The organism is Aminobacter sp. MET-1, assembly GCF_026521175.1.
Classification (GTDB): domain Bacteria; phylum Pseudomonadota; class Alphaproteobacteria; order Rhizobiales; family Rhizobiaceae; genus Aminobacter.
This window is the reverse complement of record NZ_JAMSHL010000036.1, coordinates 18971-39671: the sequence shown is the minus strand read 5'-3', so window position 1 is coordinate 39671 and position 20701 is coordinate 18971. Positions and strand designations below refer to the sequence as shown.

Below are 20701 nucleotides of genomic sequence, written 5' to 3'. Positions count from 1 at the left end.
GTCAGTCGACAAACTCCAGTCCGACTTGCTTCGTTATGATCGCCCCACTGCCGAAAGGTGGTGGGGCTTTTTTCGTTATTCGAGGCTACTGACCCTTCTTAGCCCATTTGGCGATGTGCCCAAGACCAAAGCATCCAGCATCTCATCAGACATAGCGTTGTCCGGACACATGTCTTGCACGAGTTGCCGTGCGCGGGTCTTCGGATCGGCTCCGGGCTCGAATTGCATGAGCTTTCGGAGCGCGGCCTGGATGACGACGAAATCAAAGGCAGACGGTTCTCTCTGGGAAGCGGACATGGCTTCCTCCCTTCGTTGGGGCGGAAGCTCGATGTACGCTCACAGCCGACGGTGCCCGGATCAGTTGCCGTCGATACAATCAAACATAGGGTAGCTTCATGAAAAGACGAGTCTTTCGCTGCCGCGGTTTGGCATCCAGTGGACCTTGATATGATTTCACTGCGAAAAATAGCGGAGTATCTTTAACCCAAATGGGTTACCGCATTTGGCGTATTCTGTTTTGTGACTGCGTTTTGTAGCGTCCCCTCACAGGTAACGATGGGGGCATCAGTTGAAGTTGGGTGAAGTTAAGCGCGGCCGACCGCGGGTGGGCGGAAGCGTTGCGATACATCTGCGCGTTTCGGAGGATCTTGCGGACGCAATCGATACCTATGTCAGCAAGCATTTGTCCGGTGTAAACCGCCAGGAGGCGGTAAGAGAGTTGGTCAGGATGCAGCTCGCCGCATTGGGGCTGCCATATGACGGCGATCCTGTGCACGATAGTTCCCGCGAGGCTGCCGGCTAACCCAAAAAGGGCTCCATGGCGGGGTGGGCTGGCGCAACTTGGCTACGCCCCCCCCTATTGCACCAGCCCCGGCAGGCCCGCTTTGGGGACGGCCTGCGCCCCACAACTTCCGATGACGTTGGGATGCTGTCACTCCTCCAAATGGGGGAGGCCACTGCTCTCATCCATATTCTTGCGCTACTGGGAGGCGCGTTTTCATCATCTGACGCACGGAAATCAAGGAAAGGGCTGCGCTGCGATAATCTTGTCGAGCTTGGCCCGGCCAGGGCCGTGGATTCTGATGAGGGGCCGCACTCCAAGCGCTAACCATCACCTCGGGCGCGCCCGCTTTGGTTGCGGCCCAAGCCCCTCACTCCATGCATGGCACATTGCCGGCTCGGCGGAGTTGTTTGCGAGCGCCTGCACCTGGCTATCAGGCTGACCCCCGCCGTAGCGACTCATGATACCGTGCCGACGCTCCTCCTCTGAAAGACGATGAAGATTTAACTCGAACAGAAGAAGTCGACCCAAGCGGTCGCCATGATTTGGGTATCTCGTATTAGCTGGGTTAAACTCTCAACTGTTTCGGATGATGATCCGTTGTACCGGGGAACGTTGTTTCGATTCAAGCGAGTGGGTAGAAAGGACGAAATCGTCGATTGGATGTTATTTGCAACGTGGCAAGGATCTGGCCTAGGGCTTGTACGAGATTCCGGGCACGACGCGGGGATTGTTTCAGTTGTCCTTCCGATAGAAGCTAAGGTGGAAGGCGAGGTAGCCATCTCCCCCACGTGGTTATGTCGTCATTGGCAAGAATGGATTGACAGTCGTTCCGCCGCCGGTTCCGTGTGGGTATTGAGAGATGGTCGCGGCGAACCAGACAAACTACCAGACGAATAATCTGCGGCGAGCGCAGCAGCAAATATCCTCCGGTCCCGAAAGAAGCCATTTCGAGCGATGACCGGTCCCCTTGGCGTCGCTTTCGCGGCAGTCTCCTCGCCATGTCCGGCCGCGTCTTCGTCAAGTCGCCCCTTGCCGAGCTGATGCGTGGCTGGGCTCGGTAACGCCTTCCTGCGGTCAATGGTGCGCCGACGCTATCCAATCGTCGCGCAAGATGAGGCCCAGAAGGACAGTGCAACGTTCGTCTCGGCCCAATGATCGTCCTGGCGGAAAGAGCGAACTCGGGCCGCCGGTCGCCTGTCGATGCCTGTTCCGAGAGCATCGCAGGCCTAGCGATGAGGTTTTTCGGCCCGCATCGCTCACTCGTTCAGTCGAACGGGTTTGCCGCGGCACTGCAATCCCTTGTCCTGTCCCACGGGAACTTTGACGTTTCTGATTTTTCGCAGGCAACGGCGCCGATGTAAGCGAGGCCGAACCAGACCGAGCCGAGCAACAGCAGGCAGGCGATGAACATCAGCTTCATGGGGCCTCGAGCGGACTGACAGGCACTGGAACACAGGAGTTGCCGGCGACAAGCAAAGCGGCGGGTGGACGATGATCATGCCACATCATGGCGACGGCATCCAAATGGAGCGGCAGGCCTGCCCAGTCCTCATTGATCGTCGTGGCCGTCGTCGAACTTCCTGTCGACGCCCGTCGGTGCGACAGGAAGTTGAACGATCCTTTGCGGACATTGCCTGTCGTTTCGTCATTGACCGAAGCGCTGGAAAAGAAGGCCCGGGCGTGATCCAGGCCATGCCGTCCGTTGTCTATCGGCAGGTTGTCGCAGCAGGGCATGCGCCCTGCCGGCTGCGGCCGGCGGGGACATCTGCTCCCTGAAGCTGCTTATTGAAGCGCGGCGCCCAGGCCGTACCCGGGCGTCTCGTCTCCGGCCCGGGCCGCGGCAATCAGGAAGTGAGCCCTGACAAGATAGTCTTCCAGGCCCCAGAGCTCGATCGGGTTGCCGGCCAGAATGTAGAGTTCCAGGGCCCGCGCCACGACGACGTGTCCTTCGTCCGGCCCTCTGGCAATCCTGGCGGATGCGACTTTGCTCATGTCCCTGATCTTGCCACGCATGGGCTCGCGCCGCAAGATGTTCGCATTCTGTTCCTGGGCTCGGAGCAAGTTCCATCGGCCCGGGAACCCCGGGCCGTCGCCCCGTCAATTCGTGATGATGACGTCGGTCTTCTCGAACCTGGTGACGTCGATCAGCCCCTTGTCCGAGATGCGCAGTTCCGGAATGACGACGAGCGCCAGCAGCGAGTGCTGCATGTAGGCGTTGTTGAGGTTGCAGCCGCATTCGCGCATGGCTTCGACCAGCCTGCCGGCCTTGACGGCAACCACTTCGGCCCGCTCGTCCGACATCAGGCCGGCGACCGGGAGTTCGACCAGCGCCAGCTCCTTGCCCTCGCTGATCATCACGATGCCGCCGCCGACCTCCTGCAGCCCGTTGGCGGCCTTGGCCATGTCGGCCTTGTTGGTGCCGACGACGATGATGTGGTGGCTGTCATGGGCAACGGTGGAGGCCATGGCGCAATCCCTGGCGTAGCCGAAGCCCGAGACGAAGGCATTGACCACCTCGCCGGTGGCCCGGTGGCGCTCGACCAGCGCGATCTGGCAGACGTCGCTGGCGCGGTCCATCGCAACGATGCCGTCCTTGACCGGCAGATCCCGCACCAGCGCCTTGGTCGGCGCCTGGTTCTCGACCACGCCGATGACCCGCACCTGCACTTCGGCAGCGCCTGATGCGGCAATGTCGAAGTCAGAGGCAGCGAGCTTCCTGCCGAGCTTCACCGTGTTCTTGGCATTGTCGGGATACCGGTAGGCGGGCATGTCGGCGGCAAGCGCGCCGTCCCTGGCCAAAAGCTTGCCGCGCGCAAACACCATCTCGATCGGCAACGACGCCAGGTCCGAAGTGATGACGAGGTCGGCGCGCCGGCCTGGCGCGATGGAGCCCAGTTCGCGCTCCATGCCGAAATGCTGGGCGGTGTTGAGCGTCGCCATCTGGATCGCCGTGACCGGTTTCAGCCCTTGTGCGATGGCGTGGCGAACCACCCGGTTCATGTGCCCGTCATTGACCAGCGTGCCCGAGTGGCTGTCGTCGGTGCAGAGAATGAAGTTGCGCGGGTCGATGCCGCGTTCGGTGATCGCCTTGACCTGGGCGGCGACGTCGTACCAGGCCGAGCCCAGCCGCAGCATGGCGCGCATGCCCTGGCGGACGCGGGCGATGGCGTCCTCGACGGTCGTCCCCTCATGGTCGTCGGCAGGGCCGCCCGCCACATAGGCGTGGAAGGCATGGCCGAGATCGGGCGAGGCGTAATGTCCGCCGACCGTCAGGCGCGCGGCCTGCGTAGCGGCAATCTCGGCCACCATCTTGGGGTCGTTGGCCGCGACGCCGGGGAAATTCATCATCTCGCCAAGACCGATGATGTTTTGCCAGGCCAGCGCCTCCCTGACGTCGTCGGAGCTGAGCTGCGCACCCGCGGTCTCCAGTCCCGGTGCGCTCGGCACGCAGCTCGGCACCTGCACCAGCACGTTGATCGGCAGGCTCTGCGCTTCCTCGTTCATCAGCCGCACGCCGAACAGGCCGAGCACGTTGGCGATCTCATGCGGGTCGATGAACATCGTGGTCGTGCCGTGGGGTATGACGGCGCGGGCGAACTCGGTCACCGTCACCAGGCCGCTTTCGACATGCATGTGGCCGTCGCACAGGCCAGGCACGAGATAGCGGCCTTCGGCGTCCACGACCGTCGTGGTCTCGCCGATCGTATGACCGGCATCGGGTCCGACATAGGCAAAGCGTCCGGCCGAGACCGCGACATCCGTGCCCGGCACGATCTCGCCGGAATAGACATTGACCCATCTGCCGTTGCGGATCACCAGATCGGCTGGTGTCCGCCCCATCGCCACGTCGACAAGGCGCGGGGCGGTTTCAGACCAGGGTTGAAGCATGGCGGGGGATTTCCTTTGAAAGGTGAGGGGCTGGCGGGCGCCGGAACGCCCGCCAGGGGTGCTACTGGATCTGGGCGACGAGAGCGGCCGCGAGCAGTGCGACGAACCACATGATCGGCCTCACTTCGCCGGCCTTGCCGACGACCAGCTTGAGCAGCACATAGGCGATGATCGCCAGGGACAGGCCGAGCGTGATCGAAAAGGTCAGCGGGATCAGCACGATGGCGAGAAAGGCTGGAATGGCTTCCTCGGCATCCGTCCAGCGGATGCGGCCCATCGGCTCCGACATGAACAGTCCGGTCAGGATCAGCACCGGTGCGGTGGCGATGGCTGGCACCAGCGACAGCAACGGCGACAAAAACAGGAAGGGCAAAAACAGCAGGCCGGCGACAAGGGCGACGAGGCCAGAGCGGCCGCCCTGCGCGATGCCGGCGCCCGATTCCAGGTAGACGGTCGCCGGGCTTGTGCCGAGTGGGGCGGAGATCAGAGCAGCCACGGCGTCGACATGCATCGATTCCTTGATGTTGCGCGGCATGCCGTTCTCGTCCTTGAGGTTGGCGGCTTCGGCCAGCCCGAGAAAGGTCGACAGCGCCTCGACGAAATTGGTGAACAGGAACACGAAGATGAACGGGATGTAGGCGACCTGCAGCGCGCCGAGCAGGTCGACCTGCCAGAGGAAGCTGAAATCAGGCGCTGCCGACAGGCCGCTCCAGTTGACGAGCGTGGTCACGTCGGGCGTCTCTGGCGAAAACGCGCTGCCATTGCCCCACCAGCGGCCGATCGGGATCGAGATCAGCGTCGTCAGGATCATGCCGGCCATCATGGCGCCGGGCACGCGCCTGATGACCAGCCCGACCGTCGCGATGAAGCCGGCGATGAAGGTCAGGGTGACGGGGTTGAAGGTGGTCAGGCCGACGATGGTGTCGGGGTTGGAGACGATGAACTTGGCGTTGACCAGGCCGATCAGGGCGATGAACAGGCCGATGCCGCAGGCAATGCCGTAGCGCAGGTCGGTCGGGATCGCCTCGATGACGGCGCTTCTGAGATTGAGCACCGCCATGATGGTGAACAGCACGCCGGCCCACAGTACGCAGCCGAGCGCGATTTCCAGCGGCACCTTGGCGCCGATGACCATGGTGTAGGCAAACAGCGCGTTGATGCCCATGCCCGGCGCGACGAGGATCGGGCTGCGCGCATAAAGCCCCATCGCGCAGCTGCCGATGAAGCTGACCAGGACGGTTGCGGTGACGCCGGCCGAGAACGGAATGCCAGCATGGGCGAGGATCGAAGGATTGACGACGATGACATAGGACGCGGCCAGAAACGTCGTCAGGCCGGCCAGAATCTCGGTCCGCATGGTGGAGCCGAGCCTGGTGAACTGAAAATGGCGGTCGAGGACGGCGTGCAGCCAGGATGGCTGCACGCTCGCACTCGCCGGGATGTGCGGCTGGTAGTTCATGTATTCCTCCCCTTATTGTTGGTTCCGACGCGGCCGATTGGCCAAAGCCGGGCAGCGCTCCTCACTCCGCTGCCACAGCCCTTTCCTGGTCGAGGATCGGCGACGTCACCGTCAGGTTGACGCAGTCGATCACGCCCAAATCGGTGATGGCGTAGTCGGGAATCGCCGTGATCTGAAGCACGAACATGTACATGAAAGGCCAGGGCAGATCGCAGCCGAGGCTGCGCGCCGCATCGTCCAGCCTCCCTTCAATGGCGGCCATTTCCTGCGGTTCCATGTCGGAGACGATGCCGCCGATGGGAAGATGGAGGAATTCGAGGATTTCTCCGTCCTTGACCACCACCTGTCCGCCATTGTTGGCGATGAGATGGTTGATGGCGACCGTCATGTCCTCGGGATTGGTGCCGACGCAGATGATGTTGTTGTCGTCGGGCGCGGTCGAACTGGCGATGGCGCCTGACGTGAGGCCGAAGCCCGAGGTGAAGGCGACCGGCCGGTGTTGGGTCTTGCCATAACGCTCGACGACGGTGACGTACTGGATGTTCTGGCCGGGATCGGCGAGCACGCGGCCATTGCGAACCGGAAGCGTCACTTCGCGCCGCGTGCGCACGAAGACCTTTTCAGGCGTGACCGCAATCGCCATGGCGCGCGCGGTGCTTCCCGTACCCTGGTAAGGCACGGCAATGTCGTCGACGGAGACCGGCGCGACCTTGATCGAACGCAGCAGCGCTTCGCTGCGCGGCGGCGGCGACAGCTCCACAGCCATCTCGCCGTCGCGGGCGGCCACCGCGCCATTGGCGATCACCGCCTCGATGCGGAATTCGCGCAGGTCGCTGACAACAAGGATGTCGGCCGAGCGGCCGGGCGAAATCGATCCGACCTTCTCGTCGATCCTCAGCGCGTCGGCGCCGTTGATCGTCGCCATCTGGATCGCCGCCATCGGCGAGATGCCCATCGAGATCGCCATGCGCACCATGTTGTCGAGATGGCCGCGGACAAGGATGTCGCTCGCCACCACATCGTCGGTGCAGAAGCTGATGCGGCGCAGCGCCTTCACGCCCATCTCGGTGACGATGCGCAGATTGTCGGACAGGAAGTGCGAGATCGACGATTCCCTGACCACGACATGCATGCCGGCGCGCAGCTTCTCCAGCATTTCCTCGGGCGTGTAGCTTTCATGATCGGCGCGCACACGCGCCTGCTGGTAGCCGTTGAGCCGTGCGCCGCGCGTCATCGGGCAGCAGCCGAGCACCGGAAGCCGGCTCTTCTCGGCGATCTCAAGCGCCTTCAGCACATCGGGGTCTTCTTCCTGGATGAACTCGCGCACCGTCTCCCAGACGCCGACGCATTCCGGCCAGTGATGGGTCGCGGCATGGTCGGCCGGCCCGAAATAGTGGCCGACGGTCGAGCGCGGCATCGTGTATGGCGTCTTGCACGGCGCGCCCCAGAATACCTTCAGTGGCGTCTGCTTGGCCTCGTCGAGGAATTCCCGCGCCGCCGCAGGACCCCCGACCACGATGATCTGGTCGAGCCCGGTGACGATCGAGGTCGTGCCCAACGGCACCACGGCCTTGGCGAAGCTGGTGATCGACAGCTTCGAGCATTCGACATGAAGGTGCCCGTCGATCATGCCGGGGCAGAGATATTTGCCCGTCGCGTCGACGATCTCGGTGTCGGGACCGATATGGTCCGAGATGTCGCCGATGGCGATGATGCGGTTGCCGTAGACGGCGATGTCGGCCTGGTAGATTTCCTCCGACACCACGTTGACCAGCTTGCCGCCGCAAACGGCCAATGTCGCCTTGGCTTCCCGCCCCGACGCCGCACGTATGAATTCCCTGATATCAGTCAAACGAACCTCCCTGGTTGAGGGGAGTATTTCGAGCCGGCGGCGTTTACACAATTGGCCGAAGTGGGCTATTTCTTGGACAGATCATCCAATGGATTGGACGAAATATGGACCTGTCGGTCATCGACTGTTTCGTGAAAGTTGCCGACGCAAGGTCGATCTCGGCTGCCTCGCGGCTGCATCGGCTGCCCAAATCGACGCTCAGCCATCGCATCCGGCAGTTGGAGGACGAGTTTGGCATGGAGCTGTTCGTTCGCGAGGGCCATCATCTCCACGTTACCGATGCCGGATCCGAGCTGCTCCGCCACGCCCGACGCATCCAGGCAAGCTGCGAGGACGCGGCGACCGCACTTGCTGAGATGCGCCAGGAGGTGGCCGGCACGTTGCGCGTCGGCTCGACCGGGGAGTTCGGCACGACCATCACGTCGGAACTGCTCTATGCCTTCCGCCAGCAATATCCGCAGGTCAATCTGGACGTGGTCTTTTTGACCTCGAGGCAACCGTTTTCCGACGTGACCGAACAGGCGCTTGACGGCATCTTCCATTGGGGCGAGCCGTCCGACGTCGACTACATCAGCCGCCGCCTGTCGACGGCATCCTACGGCCTCTACGCCAGCCCCGATTATCTCGCCCGCCATGGAACGCCCGAGACGACAGAGGAACTCAGCGCCCATCGCGGGCTGATCTTCCGCCAGCCGACCAGGCCGCAATCCTGGTATCTGGCGCAGAACGGCCGAAACGAGATCGATATCCTGCCGGCCGCCAATTGCACCGCCAATGACTACTGGACGCTCAAATATTTCGCCGTCGCGGGCGAGGGGCTTGCCTATCTGCCGGGCTTTTTCGTCGAGACCGAATGTGAGAACGGCATCCTCGTTCCGGTGCTGCCGCAGTGGCGTTCGCCGGAAACCGCAATCAACCTCATCTACTCGCGCCGCCGCCACGTCTCGCGCCGCTTCAAGGCCTTCGTCGAATTCTGCATCGAATTCTACCGGGGCCGCGAAGGTAGGCGCATCCCGCGCTATTACGTCGAGAAGGTTGGATGATGGCCGGAATTGCCCGGGCCTGATCGAGGCCGTTGCAATTGGCCAGGTCGGGCGAGAGCGCGCCTGGATCTGGCCGATCCGTGGCCGAAACCGGCGAGTGCGACACGCCGGCCAGGACCGTTCATGGGGCTCCGGCGGAAGCCGTGGGGTCGATGGCCATGCTGATTTCAGTCACCAGCTTTCGCCGGAGGGCTGCTGCGTAGTCGCCCGAATCCTTCAGCGCGACCACGAATGCCTGCGGACCGCCGATGACCGCGTCGGCGAAATAGGATGCCAGGTCGGGTGTCTCGCCTTTTGTCGGAATGGCGATCGCGTTGATCGTGTATCCCTTGGCGACCGCCCTCAGCCTGCTCGACTGAACCGGAAGTCCGTCATTGTTTTCGCCATTGCTGGAGATGTCGATTACCTTCCTGACGGCCTGTCCGGGAAACTGGTCGAGCAGCAGGCTTCCCATGTCGATGGCCGAGGAAACGGAGGTTCTGCCGCGCCCGCCACGGCTGGAACCGGTGTCGCCCTTGTCGTCGATCACCGATGCCGCCGCCTCGGCATCTTTCAACGAGCAGATCCTCGTCCACGGCAGCACGATGCGCGAGCGCCCGGCACTCGACCATTCGAAATAGGCGATGCCGATACAGCCGAGATAGTTGCGCGTGATGGCGGCAATGATCTCGGGCGAGGTGAGGGCTGCGGCATGTCCCTCGCGTTGCAGCCTGGCGATATCGGGGTCGATCGAGGACGAGAAGTCGACCGCGAATACGACGGCGACGTCGACGTCGGCTGAATGCGCCGGCAGGCTCCAGGCCATCGAAAGCGTGAGCGCGCCGGCCAGTCTCGACGACACTCCGGGTCGCCTGGTCGGCCTCGAGACTGGCTGACTTGCGGGATCATGTGTCGCCCGAGGCCGATGACCGGCTTGCCGGCGCGCAATTCCGAACATGGCACTCTCCCTTTCCACGCCGGCTGGCGATCAATCTTGATGTTCGGAGATCCGGCGAGGGACCTTGGTCCCGGCGTCGAACAGCAGCAGGTCGGCCTTGGCCCACAGGACGTAGCAGCCGAGCAGGGCTACCGGCATGGCCAGCATCGTGGCGGATTCGCCCGACCAGACCTGCGGCAAGGCCGCGCCGAGGGCGAGGGTCGTTGCCAGCATTGCCGGCAACCTGCTGGCGAGCACGGCGCTGCGAAACGGGTCGGGCCAGGTGGCCGGCCACACCGGAACCCGCTCGCCCGGCCGATGGAAGGCGCTGCCGAATTTCCCCAGCGCATGCAGCAGCCCGGAGGTTGCCGCAAGCAGCACATCGCCAAGCAGCAGCAAGGCGATGCCGAGTCCTATTGCTCCTATGCCCGAGAGCAGGTCGCCCAGCCGGTTCAACGCCGCGTCGGGAGCGTCCGGCCTTGCCCAGGCCTGGTGATAGACTTCGCCGCCCCAAAAGAAGACCAGCGTCGTCAGCGTCAACGCGACAGCGCCGTGGCTGCCGGCGAAATAGGCGGCCACCGACGCCATGATCGTGTTTTCGTCCGGCGCGCCGGCGGGCGCAGTGGCAAGCTGGACGCCAAGGCCGACAACAAGGCCGAGGGCATTGCCGCAATTGTAGTAACCGCCCGGGCCGCTCATGCGGGCGCGAAGTGACGACACCAGTTGTGGATGAAGAGCTGCCAGCGAGGCCATCACGGCGCCCTCGCGATGCGTTTGGCCGCCGTCTGCCCTGTCGTCGCCGGCAAACAGGTCCCGGGCGCAGGCGGACGAAGTCTCGTTGCGGTCTGCGTTGCCGGGGCGATCAGCAAGGCAATCATGGCGTTCCTCCCTTCTGGAACTGCCGAGTTGGCGGTGGGGCGATCGGGCTTGCCGGCACCGGGATCGGTCCGGGCAGGCGCGGGGCCGCAAAGGACCTGAGGGGATCGATCCGCCGTGGCGCGGCTGTCGGCGGCGACCGGCCCGACATCGCCACGGACAGGATCGCGGCAAGCACCATCGCGGCGCCCAGCGCAGCCAGGGCCGAGGACCGCTCGCCGAGAAAGATCGCAGCACCCATCGCCCCGAAGACGCTTTCGGCACTGACGATCACCGCGGCATGGCTCGCGGAGGTGAAGCGCTGGGCTGCCGTCTGCATGCCGAAGGCGATTGCCGTGGAGAAGATGCCGAGGACGGCCAATTCCGGGCCGGCCGCAAAGGCTGCGGCCGGCGACAGATTGCCAAATGTCGCCCCGACCGGGAGGGCGATGGCGGCGACGCTGAGAAACTGCACCGCTGCGGCGGTGAACGGACGCCCATGGGCCTGCATGTGACGGCCAAGCTCGATCATCCAGAGCGAATAGCAGGCGGCCGACAGGAGAGCCGTGAAGTCGCCGGCGCCAAAGCCTGTTATCCCGCCCGACAAGAGCAGGGCGCCGGCAACGGTCAGGCCGGCTGCGATGGCAAGGCTCGCCGGCCGTTCGCCGACCAGCAGCCATGCGGCGAGAGGGGTCATCACCGTGGCCGTGCTGATCAGGAAGCTTGCATTGGTGACGGAGGCGCCGAGATAGCAGAGCTGCTGGAGCGCGATGGCGACGACAAACAGCAAGCCCACCCTGGCGAGGCTCGAAAGATGACCCGGCCCCGATGGGGCGTGATGTTCGCTCGGGACGAAGGGCAGCACCAGCAGCCCGCCGATCAGGCAGCGCAGGCCGACGGCACTCAGAGCATCGAGATGAATAAGAACGGTCTTTTGCGCGACATTGCCGAAGCCCCACAAAGCGGCAGCAAGAAGAAGCAGCAGATTGGCTTGCAGTTTCGACACGGGCCCACATCGCTCTCTTGGCTATTCAAGCGACGTCTAATCGATCCCCCGTCATGACAGCGCTTGAACGGACGGGCGCTCCGTTTGCGCAGCGTTAGTTTTGAGTTAGGATTCGCCAGGGTGGAAAGCTATCGGGCACATGCACAGCGGTGATCGCGACGTAGCAACCAGAATTTCGCTCTTTGGCGGGTTCCAGATCGAAAAGGAGTCCGTCGGCCCGCTTTGGCTGACCGGAAAGCGGGGGCCCGCCATCATTGCCTATCTGGCCCGGTGTCCGGGCATGATGACGACACGGGAAAGACTGGCAGACCTGTTGTGGAGCGACAGCGACAGTGAACACTCCCGCAACAGCCTGCGACAGACCCTGAGCGTCCTGCGTCGCGACCTCGCCCGGGCAGGCCTGGATCTGATCCATTCGCGCAGGGACCTGATCGGGCTCAGACCGGACAGGCTTCGCGTCGACGTCGAGGAGTTCGAAACGGGGCTCTCGGCACGCTCTTCGCAGGAGCTCGAAACGGTGCTCGGCTACTATACCGGGCCGTTTCTCGACGGACTATATCTTGGCAGCAATGCTTTCGACGACTGGGCGGCATCGGAGCGCGACAGGCTGCTGAACCGCGCGCTTGCGTCGCTTGAAAAGCTCGCGCGCCTCGTCGACACGGAAGCCGGGCTGGTCCTTGCCGATCGGCTGCTGGCCATGGAGCCGACGCGGGAGGCATCCTATCGGCTCAAGATGGAGCTGCTCGTTGCGTGCGGCCAGCGAGACAGGGCGTTGCGGACATATGAGGCGTGCAAGGACATATTGAAGAAGGAGCTGGATGTCGCAGTCAGCCCCGAGACGCATGCATTGTGGCAATCGTTGTCGTCAGCAGATGCCGCGCTCGCTACGATGCCCGTAAATGTCCCGGCCGGCCAACGCGCCGGACGTCCGTCCATCAGCGTGGCCGATGTCGTCAACCTGACGGGTGAGCGCGGCGACGACTTTTTTGCCAGAGGGCTCGTGCAGGACATCACCACGGCCCTCTCCGAGGTGGCCGACTATGTCGTGCTCGCGCGGCTTCCTGCCTTACCGAAGAATGGCGCGGGCGACGAAGCCAGGACGGCGGAAGCACCGCGCTCGCGCTATGTGTTGAGCGGCAGCATCCAGCGCTCGGGTGACGAGCTGAGAGTGAATGTCCAGCTTGTCGATGCCGCCAGCGGCCAGAACGTCTGGGCCCAGAAGTTCGACGGCAACTCCGAAAACGCCCTCCAGTTTCAGGACCGTATTGCACAGTCGGTGGTGCTCGCCGTCACCCTCGAACTGCAGCTGACGAACTGGAAGGTGCGTGACAAGAGCCCACCCGGCCCGCCGGAAGTGCGCAGGCTGGTGAACGAAGCGCTCATGAAATATTTCGAGATGACCCGGGACTCGCTGATGGTCGGCCTGGGGCTCGCCGAAAAGGCCTATTCGCTGCGGCACGACAATGCGCGCGCGCAGCGGACGCTCTCGGTCATAACGTCGATGGCGGTGGCGTTCGGAGCGCTGCCGCGGGAGCCCGGGCAGATCGAGCATGCGCTTGGGCTTGCGGAAGCCGCGGTGCGGGCGGTGCCTGACGATGAAATCGCCCGCTGCATCCTTTCGTTCGCGCTCGAGAGCTCCGGCCGGATCGAAGAAGCGATCGCCGAATGCCGGCACGCGATCAGCCTCAACCCAAGCTACCCCAGCGGACACGGCGATATCGCCATGCTCTTTGCCTTGCGCGGACAGGTCAACGAAGCGCTGCACGAGGCCAATGAGGCGATCAGGCTCGGAACGCATGACGTCATCGACTTCTGGCGGCATCACAGCGTGGTCATGGCAAGGTTCGCCGGCGAGGACGATCAACGCGCCCTCGAAGTTGCGCGCAAGGTCGTCAGGACCAAGCCGGGCTTCGTGCGAGGCGCGCTCTACTGGGCCGCGGCGGCATCGGCGACCGGCAACAGGGCAGAGGCGTCCCGGGCCATCCATCACTGCCTGTCACAGCTTCCGCATCTCAACCTGGGCAATGTCTGTCCCGGCTTCGTGCCGCGCTACGTCAAGGATCTGCACCACGCAAGGTTCCTCGAAATGGTCTTCCGAGCGCCTGACGCGGAGAGCAGCCCTGGGCGTCACCCTGGCAAGGTCGTTGCGCAGGCTGTTTGCGCAATCGGAAACGGCTCTTGGCATCCCGGCATGGCCGCCTTGCCGTGTCTGCAATCGAGAGAGCTTGCGGCGCGGCCGACGATCCTGATCCATCGTTCCACTTCGGGTCTGTCGAGGCGGCAGCGGGGGCATCGACATGCCGCCGGCAACAAGCGCCACGGGTGGGAGATCCCGTGGCGCCTGTCCTTCAATGTCGTGAGCGAGCCGGCTAGTTTTTCAGAACCGCGGTCACGCGGTCGCCTTCGCCGTTGAGCTGGATCGATACCTTCTCGCCGGCCTGGAGCGACGGCATCGCGACGTCGCGGGGCACGGTGACGCTCTTGCCATTTTCCAGGGTGATGACGCGTACGTCGTGATTGTATCTGGCGACGATGCCGTCGAGGGACGATGCGAATGCCGCGCCGGCGATGAAGATGAGGGGCGAAGCGATGAGGAGGATGGTCTTCATTGGGAGTGTCTTTCCGTTCTTGGACAATGGAGGGGTATTCCCGGCATCGCCGATGCCGGGCTTGTCCACGCCAGTGTTTTCGTGAGGTTTTGATTTCGGTCCGATGACCGGTGATGCGGGCCTGCGATCTCGCCGCAGGCCGTCGTCTTTGTCAGTGCGGCATGTTCCGTCTCCTGCCTTGTTGCCGGCCTGTTTTCGAGCCGTTGTTGAAGGCTGCGCTTTCCGGTTGCTGGAAAGTCAAGTGCGACGGTGGAGGGCAGAATCCGTCCGTTTTGCCGAAGGGGTTTTCACCACGGTTGCTCGAGCGCGGGAGCGCCTTGGCCGGTTCGCGCACCCCAGGCTGAACCTCCGCCCAACCGCACGACAGGGGCTTGGCGGTGTGGAGATCGGCCGTCCGTCTTGTGACCGAAACGATGATTCGTCCTTGATCGAAGGTCCGTTTCAGCCGCGTCGCCGGCAAATTTCAAGCCGTCGCAGAAGGCGGTTGACCTTCCCGTTGCTGCAAACCCTAGCGTCGCAAATCATCAGCGGCGTCCATTGCGGACGTCGCGCAATCTGTCGGCGGGGCCGTTTCGAATGACTGGGAAGACGAGAACGATGTTGGTGGCGATGGCGGCGCTGGGCGGTGCTGCGTGGTTTGCCTATCCCGATGGCCTGCCGACCCATGTCAGGCAGGCCCTGGCATCAGGTGAGACGGAACAGGGCGTGCCACCGCCGCCGCAGGTGCCGGTGGCGGAGGTCGTCGTCAGGGTGCTTGCGCCGTCGTCGGAATTTACCGGCATCATTGCGGCGGCCAGGACGGTCGAGCTGCGCCCGCGTGTCGGCGGAAGCATCGAGACGGTCAGCGTGCCCGAAGGCGGGCTCGTCGAGCGCGGCCAGCTGCTCTTCCAGATCGATGCCCGGCCGTTCGAGGTCGCGCTCCAGAATGCCGAAGCGCAGTTGCGCCGGGCGCGGGTTCTGCTCGACCAGGCCAGCGTCGACCTCGATCGTTCGCAACGCCTGGCGCCCAAAGGGGCGATTTCCGAAAAGACATTCGACGACGATGTCGCGCGAAAGCGCGAGCGGGAGGCGCAGGTCGAGGAGGCGAAGGCCGTCGTCGCCGCAGCCCGGCTCGATCTCTCCTATACGCGCGTCACGGCACCGATCTCCGGCCGCGTCGACCGCGTGCTGGTGAGCGAAGGCAACCTTGTCACCGGAGCTGCGGGGGCCGCCACGCTGCTTACCACCATCGTCTCGGTCGACCCCGTCCATGTCTATTTCGACCTCGATGAAGCGACCTATCTGCGCTTCCGGGGCGAGGGTCGGCCCGATGCCGCGGGGGCGGCACCTCCTGTTACTGTCGGGCTCACGGCGGAGAGTGGCTTTCCCCACACGGGCAGGCTCGATTTTCTCGGCAACCGCGTCGACCGCGCGACGGGCACGATCAAGGCCCGCGCTGTGCTCGCCGATCCTCAGGGGCAGCTGACGCCCGGCTTGTTTGCGCGCGTCAGGCTTGCCACGGCTGCCGCCCGCGAAACCGTGCTGATCGACGACCAGGCCGTCGGCACCGATCAGGGCCGTCGTTACGTGCTGGTGCTTGGGGCTGATGACACTGTCGAATACCGGCCGGTCGAGCTCGGGGCGATGCGCGAGGGCCTGCGTGTCGTCGAGCAGGGGCTCGGCAAAGGCGAGACGATCATCATCAAGGGGCTTGTACGGCCGGGCATGCAGGTGACCCCGAACCGGATCGCCATGGCGCCCGATGCGGCGCTCGATCCTGCACGGGCGGCCGGCGGCGCGCAGGAGGCACGTCGATGAGCCTGCCGCATTTCTTCATCAACCGGCCGATCTTTGCGATCGTGCTGTCGGCCCTGATGCTGATCGCCGGTGCCATCGCTTTGTTCCGGCTTTCGCTCAGCGAGTATCCCTCCGTCACGCCGCCCACCATCCAGGTCTCGGCCAGTTATCCCGGCGCCAATCCCGCGGTGATCGCCGAAACGGTCGCATCGCCGCTCGAGCAGTCGATCAACGGCGTCGAGGGCATGCTCTATATGAGCTCGCAGGCGGCGACCGACGGGCGGATGACGCTCACCGTCACCTTCGCCCAGGGCACCGACCCTGACATGGCCCAGATCCAGGTGCAGAACCGCGTGTCGCGGGCGCTGCCGCGCTTGCCCGAAGAGGTTCAGCGCATCGGCGTGGTCACGCAGAAGACCTCGCCCGACATCCTGATGGTGGTCCACCTGGTGTCGCCCGACAAGCGCTACGATCCCTTGTATATTTCCAATTTCGCCAGCCTCCAGGTGCGCGACACGCTCGCCCGCCTGCCCGGGGTGGGCGACGTCGTCGTCTGGGGGGCGGGCGAATACGCCATGCGCGTCTGGCTCGACCCCGCCAGGGTGGCGGCGCGCGGCATGACGGCGGGCGACGTCGTTGCCGCCATTCGCGAACAGAACGTGCAGGTCGCAGCCGGATCGGTCGGCCAGCAGCCGTCGCAGGCGGCCAGCTACCAGGTCACCGTCAGCACGGTGGGGCGGCTGACCAGCGAGGAGCAGTTCGGCGAGATCGTCATCAAGACGGGTGAGGACGGCCAGGTCGTGCGCCTGCGCGACGTCGCCCGGATCGGGCTCGGCGCCGACGCCTATGCCCTGCGCAGCCTGCTCGACGGCGAGCCGGCGGTGGCCATGCAGATCATCCAGCGCCCGGGCGCAAACGCGCTCGACGTCTCGAGCGCGGTGCGCGCCGAGATGCAGCGCCTGCAGGGCGAATTTCCCGACGGCCTGGAATATCGCATCGCCTATGATCCGACCGTCTTCGTGCGGGCATCGCTCGCAGCAGTCATGACGACCTTGCTCGAGGCGATCGTGCTGGTCGTCATCGTCGTCGTGCTGTTCCTGCAGACGTGGCGCGCCTCGATCATTCCGCTGGTAGCGGTGCCGATATCGCTCGTCGGCACGCTGGCGGTAATGTATCTGCTGGGCTTCTCGCTCAACACGCTGTCGCTGTTTGGCCTGGTGCTGTCGATCGGCATCGTGGTCGACGACGCCATCGTCGTCGTCGAGAATGTCGAGCGCCACATCGGTCTCGGCGAAACACCCAAGGAAGCGGCCCGCAAGGCGATGGACGAGGTGACGGCGCCGATCATCGCCATCACCTCGGTTCTGGCGGCCGTGTTCATTCCCTCGGCCTTCCTGTCGGGCCTGCAGGGCGAATTCTACCGGCAGTTCGCGGTGACGATCGCCATATCGACGGTGCTTTCGGCGATCAATTCGCTGACGCTGTCGCCGGCACTGGCAGCGGTGCTCTTGAAGCCGCATCATGGCGGCGCCCGCCGCGACTGGCTGACGCGCGGCATCGACTTCCTGTTTGGCCGGTTCTTCGCCCTGTTCAACCGCTTCTTCGACAGCGCCTCGAACGCCTATGTCGCGACCGCGCGGCGCGCCATCCGCATCAGCGGCGTCGTCTTCGTCGCTTATGCGGGCCTGCTTGGCGCGACCTATCTCGGCTTCCAGGGCATCCCCAGCGGCTTCGTGCCCGCGCAGGACAAGTATTATCTCGTCGGCATCGCACAATTGCCATCAGGGGCCTCGCTCGAGCGCACCGACGCCGTGGTCAAGGAGATGTCGAAGATCGCGCTGGCCGAGCCCGGTGTGGAGAGCGTCGTTGCCTTTCCGGGCCTCTCGGTCAACGGCTTCGTCAATCTGCCCAATGCCGCCGTGGTCTTTGCCGTGCTCGATCCGTTCGATCAGCGCAAGGATCCCTCGCTTTCGGCCAATGCGATCGCCGGGCGCCTGATGGGCAAGTACAGCCAGATTCCCGACGGCTTCGTCGGCATCTTCCCGCCGCCGCCGGTGCCCGGGCTCGGCACGACGGGCGGCTTCAAGCTCCAGGTCGAGGATCGCGCCGGTGCGGGCCTCGAAGCCCTGGCGCGCGTGCAGGGCGAGATCATGGCCAAGGCGGCCGCCGCCCCCGAGCTCGCCGGCATGATGGCGAGTTTCCAGGTCAACGCGCCGCAGGTCCATGTCGATCTCGATCGGGTCAAGGCAAAGACGCAGCATGTTGCGATGACGGAGATCTTCGAGACCCTGCAGGTCAATCTCGGCTCCCTCTACGCCAACGATTTCAACCGCTTCGGCCGCACCTATCGCGTCATCGTGCAGGCCGATGCGCCTTTCCGCGCCGAGGTGGACGACATCGCCCGCCTCAAGGTTCGCAACGCGTCAGGTGACATGGTGCCGCTTGCCGCGCTTGCCGGCATTGTCACCAGCTCGGGCCCTGACCGGGTGATGCACTACAACGGCTATCCGTCGGTGGACATTACGGGCGGGCCCGCATCAGGCTATTCGTCAGGCGAGGCGACCGCTGCCATCGAACGCATCATGGGCGAGACCCTGCCTGACGGCATGGCCTTCGAATGGACCGACCTGACCTTCCAGGAAAAGCAGGCCGGGAACTCCGCCATGATCGTGTTTCCGCTGGCTGTCCTGCTGGCCTTCCTGATCCTGGCGGCGCAATACAACAGCTGGTCGCTGCCTTTTGCCGTCCTGCTGATTGCGCCGCTGGCGCTGCTTTCGGCCATTTCAGGGGTCTGGTTGTCAGGCGGCGACAACAACATCTTCACCCAGATCGCCTTTGTCGTCCTTGTCGGGCTCGCGGCCAAGAACGCCATCCTCATCGTGGAGTTCGCCCATGAGGAGGAAAAGAAGGGCCGGGATCCCCTGGCGGCGGTGCTGGAGGCTGCGCGCCTGCGCCTGAGGCCGATCCTGATGACGTCGCTCGCCTTCATAGCCGGTGTCGTGCCCCTGGTCATCGCCACCGGCGCCGGTGCCGAGATGCGCCACGCCATGGGCGTTGCCGTGTTCGCCGGCATGCTTGGCGTGACCGTGTTCGGACTGGTCCTGACGCCGGTCTTCTACGTCGTCATCAGGCGTCTCGTGCTCAGGCGTGAAGCGACGGCGAGCCCATTCAAGGACGATCCCGTCCACGAACAGGCCCGCGCCGGAACACCCTGAGGCAGGATGAGGTCATGTGGAAAACACGCTGTCGAAGTCCTTGAAACCCTTGATCTCGATCGGGTTGCCCGAAGGATCGAAGAAGAACATCGTGCGCTGTTCGCCGGGTTCGCCCTTGAAGCGGACGACCGGCGGGATGTCGAAGGCGATGCCGGCCTTCTCCAGCCGGTCGGCAAGCGCCAGCCAGTCGTCGAGACGCAGGACGGCGCCGAAATGCGGCATCATCACCAGATGATCGCCGACCTTGCCGGTTCGCGTGATTTCAAATGGCTTGCCCAGATGCAGCGAAAGCTGGTGGCCGAAGAAGTCGAAATCCACCCAGCTGTCGGTCGAGCGCCCCTCGATGCAGCCGAGCACGTCGCCGTAGAAGCGGCGGGTGGACTCGAGATCGGTGACATGCAGGGCAAGGTGGAACAGTGATTTCATGACGTCCTCCGAGATTTCAACCGGGCCGGTCCATCCTGTCATGCCCGTGGAAAGAGCACCCGGTCAACGCCTGACGTCTCAGACGACGGTCAGCACGCCGATGAAGCGCACGCCGACCGCGTGCACGACATGCAGGGGCAGGTCCGCGCCGGCGGCGCGGGCCTTCATGCGCAGGCGGCGAAGGGCGGCGTCGAGGCGGCGGCTTTCCGGGTCGGAGCTGCTGTTGCCGAGCAGCGTGTCCATGACGTTGCGCGGCACCGTCGCGCCTGCGGCGCGGGCAAGGTGCTCCACCAGCATGGCTTCGCGTCCCGACAGGAGGATCGGCACGCCGGCCGGCGAGGTCAGTTGACGTCGCCTGAGGTCGAGCAGCCAGGGGCGTTCCACGACCGAAGGCGTATCCGGGGAGCGTTCGCCCTGGCCGGCAGGCCCTGCGGGGGCCGAGGCGGCCTGCCTGACGCGGCGTGCCAGATTGTTGACGGCAAGCGCGAGTTCTTCGCCGTCGACCGGCTTGGTCAGGTAGAGATCGGCGCCTTGCTCATAGCCCTTGATCCGGTCCTCCCGGCCGGCGCGGGCCGTCAGCATGATGACGCCCATGCGCTTGCTGGAGGAAATGACCCTGGCAAGCTCGAAGCCGCTGATGTCAGGCAGGTTGACGTCGAGGATGGCGATGTCGAAATCGTCGCCCATCAGCGTGGTGTAGAAGCCGACGCCTGAGGCAACGGCCGTCACGTCTATTGCCTTGAGGCGCAGATAGTCGGCGATGCCCTGCCGCAGGTCGTGGTCGTCCTCGACCAGGATGGCACGGATGGCGGCGGCGCGATCGTCGCGCGTCTTTGCGGCTTGTGAGGGCAGGGCAGTTGTCGTCATAAGGC

16 protein-coding genes are annotated in these 20701 nt (G+C 64.4%); 5 read left to right on the top strand and 11 right to left on the bottom strand.

What is annotated here, in order from left to right; genetic code table 11:
* The first annotated feature begins 1321 nt into the window (after window positions 1-1321).
* Window positions 1322-1681 carry an Imm45 family immunity protein gene (gene imm45 / locus NDO48_RS30580; RefSeq protein WP_157632748.1) on the top strand — a complete coding sequence of 120 codons (360 nt, stop codon included), beginning with the start codon at window positions 1322-1324 and terminating at the stop codon, window positions 1679-1681.
* A gap of 367 nt (window positions 1682-2048) precedes the next feature.
* Here the strand turns inward: imm45 and NDO48_RS28125 are convergent, their stop codons facing one another.
* The 5 genes from NDO48_RS28125 to NDO48_RS28105 all read right to left on the bottom strand — a co-directional run bounded on the left by NDO48_RS28125 (window position 2049) and on the right by NDO48_RS28105 (window position 7983).
* A complete protein-coding gene (locus NDO48_RS28125) occupies window positions 2049-2204 on the bottom strand; it encodes a hypothetical protein (protein ID WP_018428715.1) in 156 nt (51 codons plus the stop codon).
* A 362-nt stretch (window positions 2205-2566) separates the two neighbouring features.
* Entirely contained in the window at window positions 2567-2797 is a 231-nt protein-coding gene (locus tag NDO48_RS28120; protein WP_018428713.1) for a hypothetical protein, read from the bottom strand.
* An 84-nt stretch (window positions 2798-2881) separates the two neighbouring features.
* The gene (gene ade / locus NDO48_RS28115) at window positions 2882-4672 is read right to left on the bottom strand and encodes an adenine deaminase (RefSeq protein ID WP_267322832.1); all 1791 of its coding nucleotides are present in this window, start codon (window positions 4670-4672) and stop codon (window positions 2882-2884) included.
* Between the two features lie 61 nt (window positions 4673-4733).
* Window positions 4734-6131, bottom strand: coding sequence for an NCS2 family permease (locus NDO48_RS28110; RefSeq protein WP_040456263.1), 1398 nt, complete (start codon window positions 6129-6131; stop codon window positions 4734-4736).
* A 61-nt stretch (window positions 6132-6192) separates the two neighbouring features.
* Window positions 6193-7983, bottom strand: a complete 1791-nt coding sequence (locus NDO48_RS28105; RefSeq protein WP_026227346.1) for an adenine deaminase — start codon at window positions 7981-7983, stop codon at window positions 6193-6195.
* A gap of 104 nt (window positions 7984-8087) precedes the next feature.
* On the opposite strand from NDO48_RS28105, the gene NDO48_RS28100 reads away from it, so the two are divergent.
* Entirely contained in the window at window positions 8088-9026 is a 939-nt protein-coding gene (locus NDO48_RS28100; RefSeq protein ID WP_018428709.1) for a LysR family transcriptional regulator, read from the top strand.
* A 121-nt stretch (window positions 9027-9147) separates the two neighbouring features.
* Here NDO48_RS28100 and NDO48_RS28095 read toward each other — a convergent pair whose 3' ends face one another.
* The 3 genes from NDO48_RS28095 to NDO48_RS28085 all read right to left on the bottom strand — a co-directional run bounded on the left by NDO48_RS28095 (window position 9148) and on the right by NDO48_RS28085 (window position 11803).
* The gene (locus NDO48_RS28095) at window positions 9148-9867 is read right to left on the bottom strand and encodes a DUF1194 domain-containing protein (RefSeq protein WP_040456260.1); all 720 of its coding nucleotides are present in this window, start codon (window positions 9865-9867) and stop codon (window positions 9148-9150) included.
* Between the two features lie 126 nt (window positions 9868-9993).
* Complete coding sequence (locus NDO48_RS28090) at window positions 9994-10695, bottom strand: hypothetical protein (RefSeq protein WP_085941098.1); 702 nt, start codon at window positions 10693-10695, stop codon at window positions 9994-9996.
* 121 nt (window positions 10696-10816) lie between these two features.
* Window positions 10817-11803, bottom strand: a complete 987-nt coding sequence (locus tag NDO48_RS28085) for a DMT family transporter (RefSeq protein ID WP_018428706.1) — start codon at window positions 11801-11803, stop codon at window positions 10817-10819.
* A 139-nt stretch (window positions 11804-11942) separates the two neighbouring features.
* Here NDO48_RS28085 and NDO48_RS28080 point away from each other — a divergent pair, with 139 nt between their 5' ends.
* The gene (locus NDO48_RS28080) at window positions 11943-14216 is read left to right on the top strand and encodes a BTAD domain-containing putative transcriptional regulator (RefSeq protein WP_267322831.1); all 2274 of its coding nucleotides are present in this window, start codon (window positions 11943-11945) and stop codon (window positions 14214-14216) included.
* Here NDO48_RS28080 and NDO48_RS28075 read toward each other — a convergent pair.
* Window positions 14173-14412, bottom strand: coding sequence for a DUF1344 domain-containing protein (locus NDO48_RS28075; RefSeq protein WP_018428704.1), 240 nt, complete (start codon window positions 14410-14412; stop codon window positions 14173-14175). The genes NDO48_RS28080 and NDO48_RS28075 overlap by 44 nt on opposite strands.
* A gap of 576 nt (window positions 14413-14988) precedes the next feature.
* Here NDO48_RS28075 and NDO48_RS28070 point away from each other — a divergent pair.
* Together NDO48_RS28070 and NDO48_RS28065 are read left to right on the top strand one after the other, a co-directional pair.
* Complete coding sequence (locus NDO48_RS28070; protein WP_267322830.1) at window positions 14989-16209, top strand: efflux RND transporter periplasmic adaptor subunit; 1221 nt, start codon at window positions 14989-14991, stop codon at window positions 16207-16209.
* Entirely contained in the window at window positions 16206-19403 is a 3198-nt protein-coding gene (locus tag NDO48_RS28065) for an efflux RND transporter permease subunit (protein WP_018428702.1), read from the top strand. The genes NDO48_RS28070 and NDO48_RS28065 overlap by 4 nt, the downstream gene beginning before the upstream one ends.
* Window positions 19404-19415: 12 nt before the next feature.
* On the opposite strand, the gene NDO48_RS28060 is transcribed toward NDO48_RS28065, so the two are convergent.
* Together NDO48_RS28060 and NDO48_RS28055 are read right to left on the bottom strand one after the other, a co-directional pair.
* Window positions 19416-19829, bottom strand: coding sequence for a VOC family protein (locus tag NDO48_RS28060; protein ID WP_018428701.1), 414 nt, complete (start codon window positions 19827-19829; stop codon window positions 19416-19418).
* A gap of 78 nt (window positions 19830-19907) precedes the next feature.
* Window positions 19908-20696 (bottom strand): response regulator transcription factor, encoded by a 789-nt coding sequence (locus NDO48_RS28055; RefSeq protein ID WP_018428700.1) that lies wholly within the window; start codon window positions 20694-20696, stop codon window positions 19908-19910.
* Window positions 20697-20701 lie beyond the last annotated feature (5 nt).

Bases quoted from the DNA above. Each gene is read 5' to 3' on its own strand.
- NDO48_RS28090 (WP_085941098.1), bottom strand. From the start codon at position 10,695: ATGGCCTCGCTGGCAGCTCTTCATCCACAACTGGTGTCGTCACTTCGC.
- NDO48_RS28100 (WP_018428709.1), top strand. From the start codon at position 8,088: ATGGACCTGTCGGTCATCGACTGTTTCGTGAAAGTTGCCGACGCAAGG.
- NDO48_RS28125 (WP_018428715.1), bottom strand. From the start codon at position 2,204: ATGAAGCTGATGTTCATCGCCTGCCTGCTGTTGCTCGGCTCGGTCTGG.
- NDO48_RS28080 (WP_267322831.1), top strand. From the start codon at position 11,943: ATGCACAGCGGTGATCGCGACGTAGCAACCAGAATTTCGCTCTTTGGC.
- NDO48_RS28110 (WP_040456263.1), bottom strand. From the start codon at position 6,131: ATGAACTACCAGCCGCACATCCCGGCGAGTGCGAGCGTGCAGCCATCC.
- NDO48_RS28060 (WP_018428701.1), bottom strand. From the start codon at position 19,829: ATGAAATCACTGTTCCACCTTGCCCTGCATGTCACCGATCTCGAGTCC.
- NDO48_RS28070 (WP_267322830.1), top strand. From the start codon at position 14,989: ATGACTGGGAAGACGAGAACGATGTTGGTGGCGATGGCGGCGCTGGGC.
- imm45 (WP_157632748.1), top strand. From the start codon at position 1,322: ATGATTTGGGTATCTCGTATTAGCTGGGTTAAACTCTCAACTGTTTCG.
- NDO48_RS28065 (WP_018428702.1), top strand. From the start codon at position 16,206: ATGAGCCTGCCGCATTTCTTCATCAACCGGCCGATCTTTGCGATCGTG.
- NDO48_RS28055 (WP_018428700.1), bottom strand. From the start codon at position 20,696: ATGACGACAACTGCCCTGCCCTCACAAGCCGCAAAGACGCGCGACGAT.
- NDO48_RS28075 (WP_018428704.1), bottom strand. From the start codon at position 14,412: ATGAAGACCATCCTCCTCATCGCTTCGCCCCTCATCTTCATCGCCGGC.
- ade (WP_267322832.1), bottom strand. From the start codon at position 4,672: ATGCTTCAACCCTGGTCTGAAACCGCCCCGCGCCTTGTCGACGTGGCG.
- NDO48_RS28120 (WP_018428713.1), bottom strand. From the start codon at position 2,797: ATGCGTGGCAAGATCAGGGACATGAGCAAAGTCGCATCCGCCAGGATT.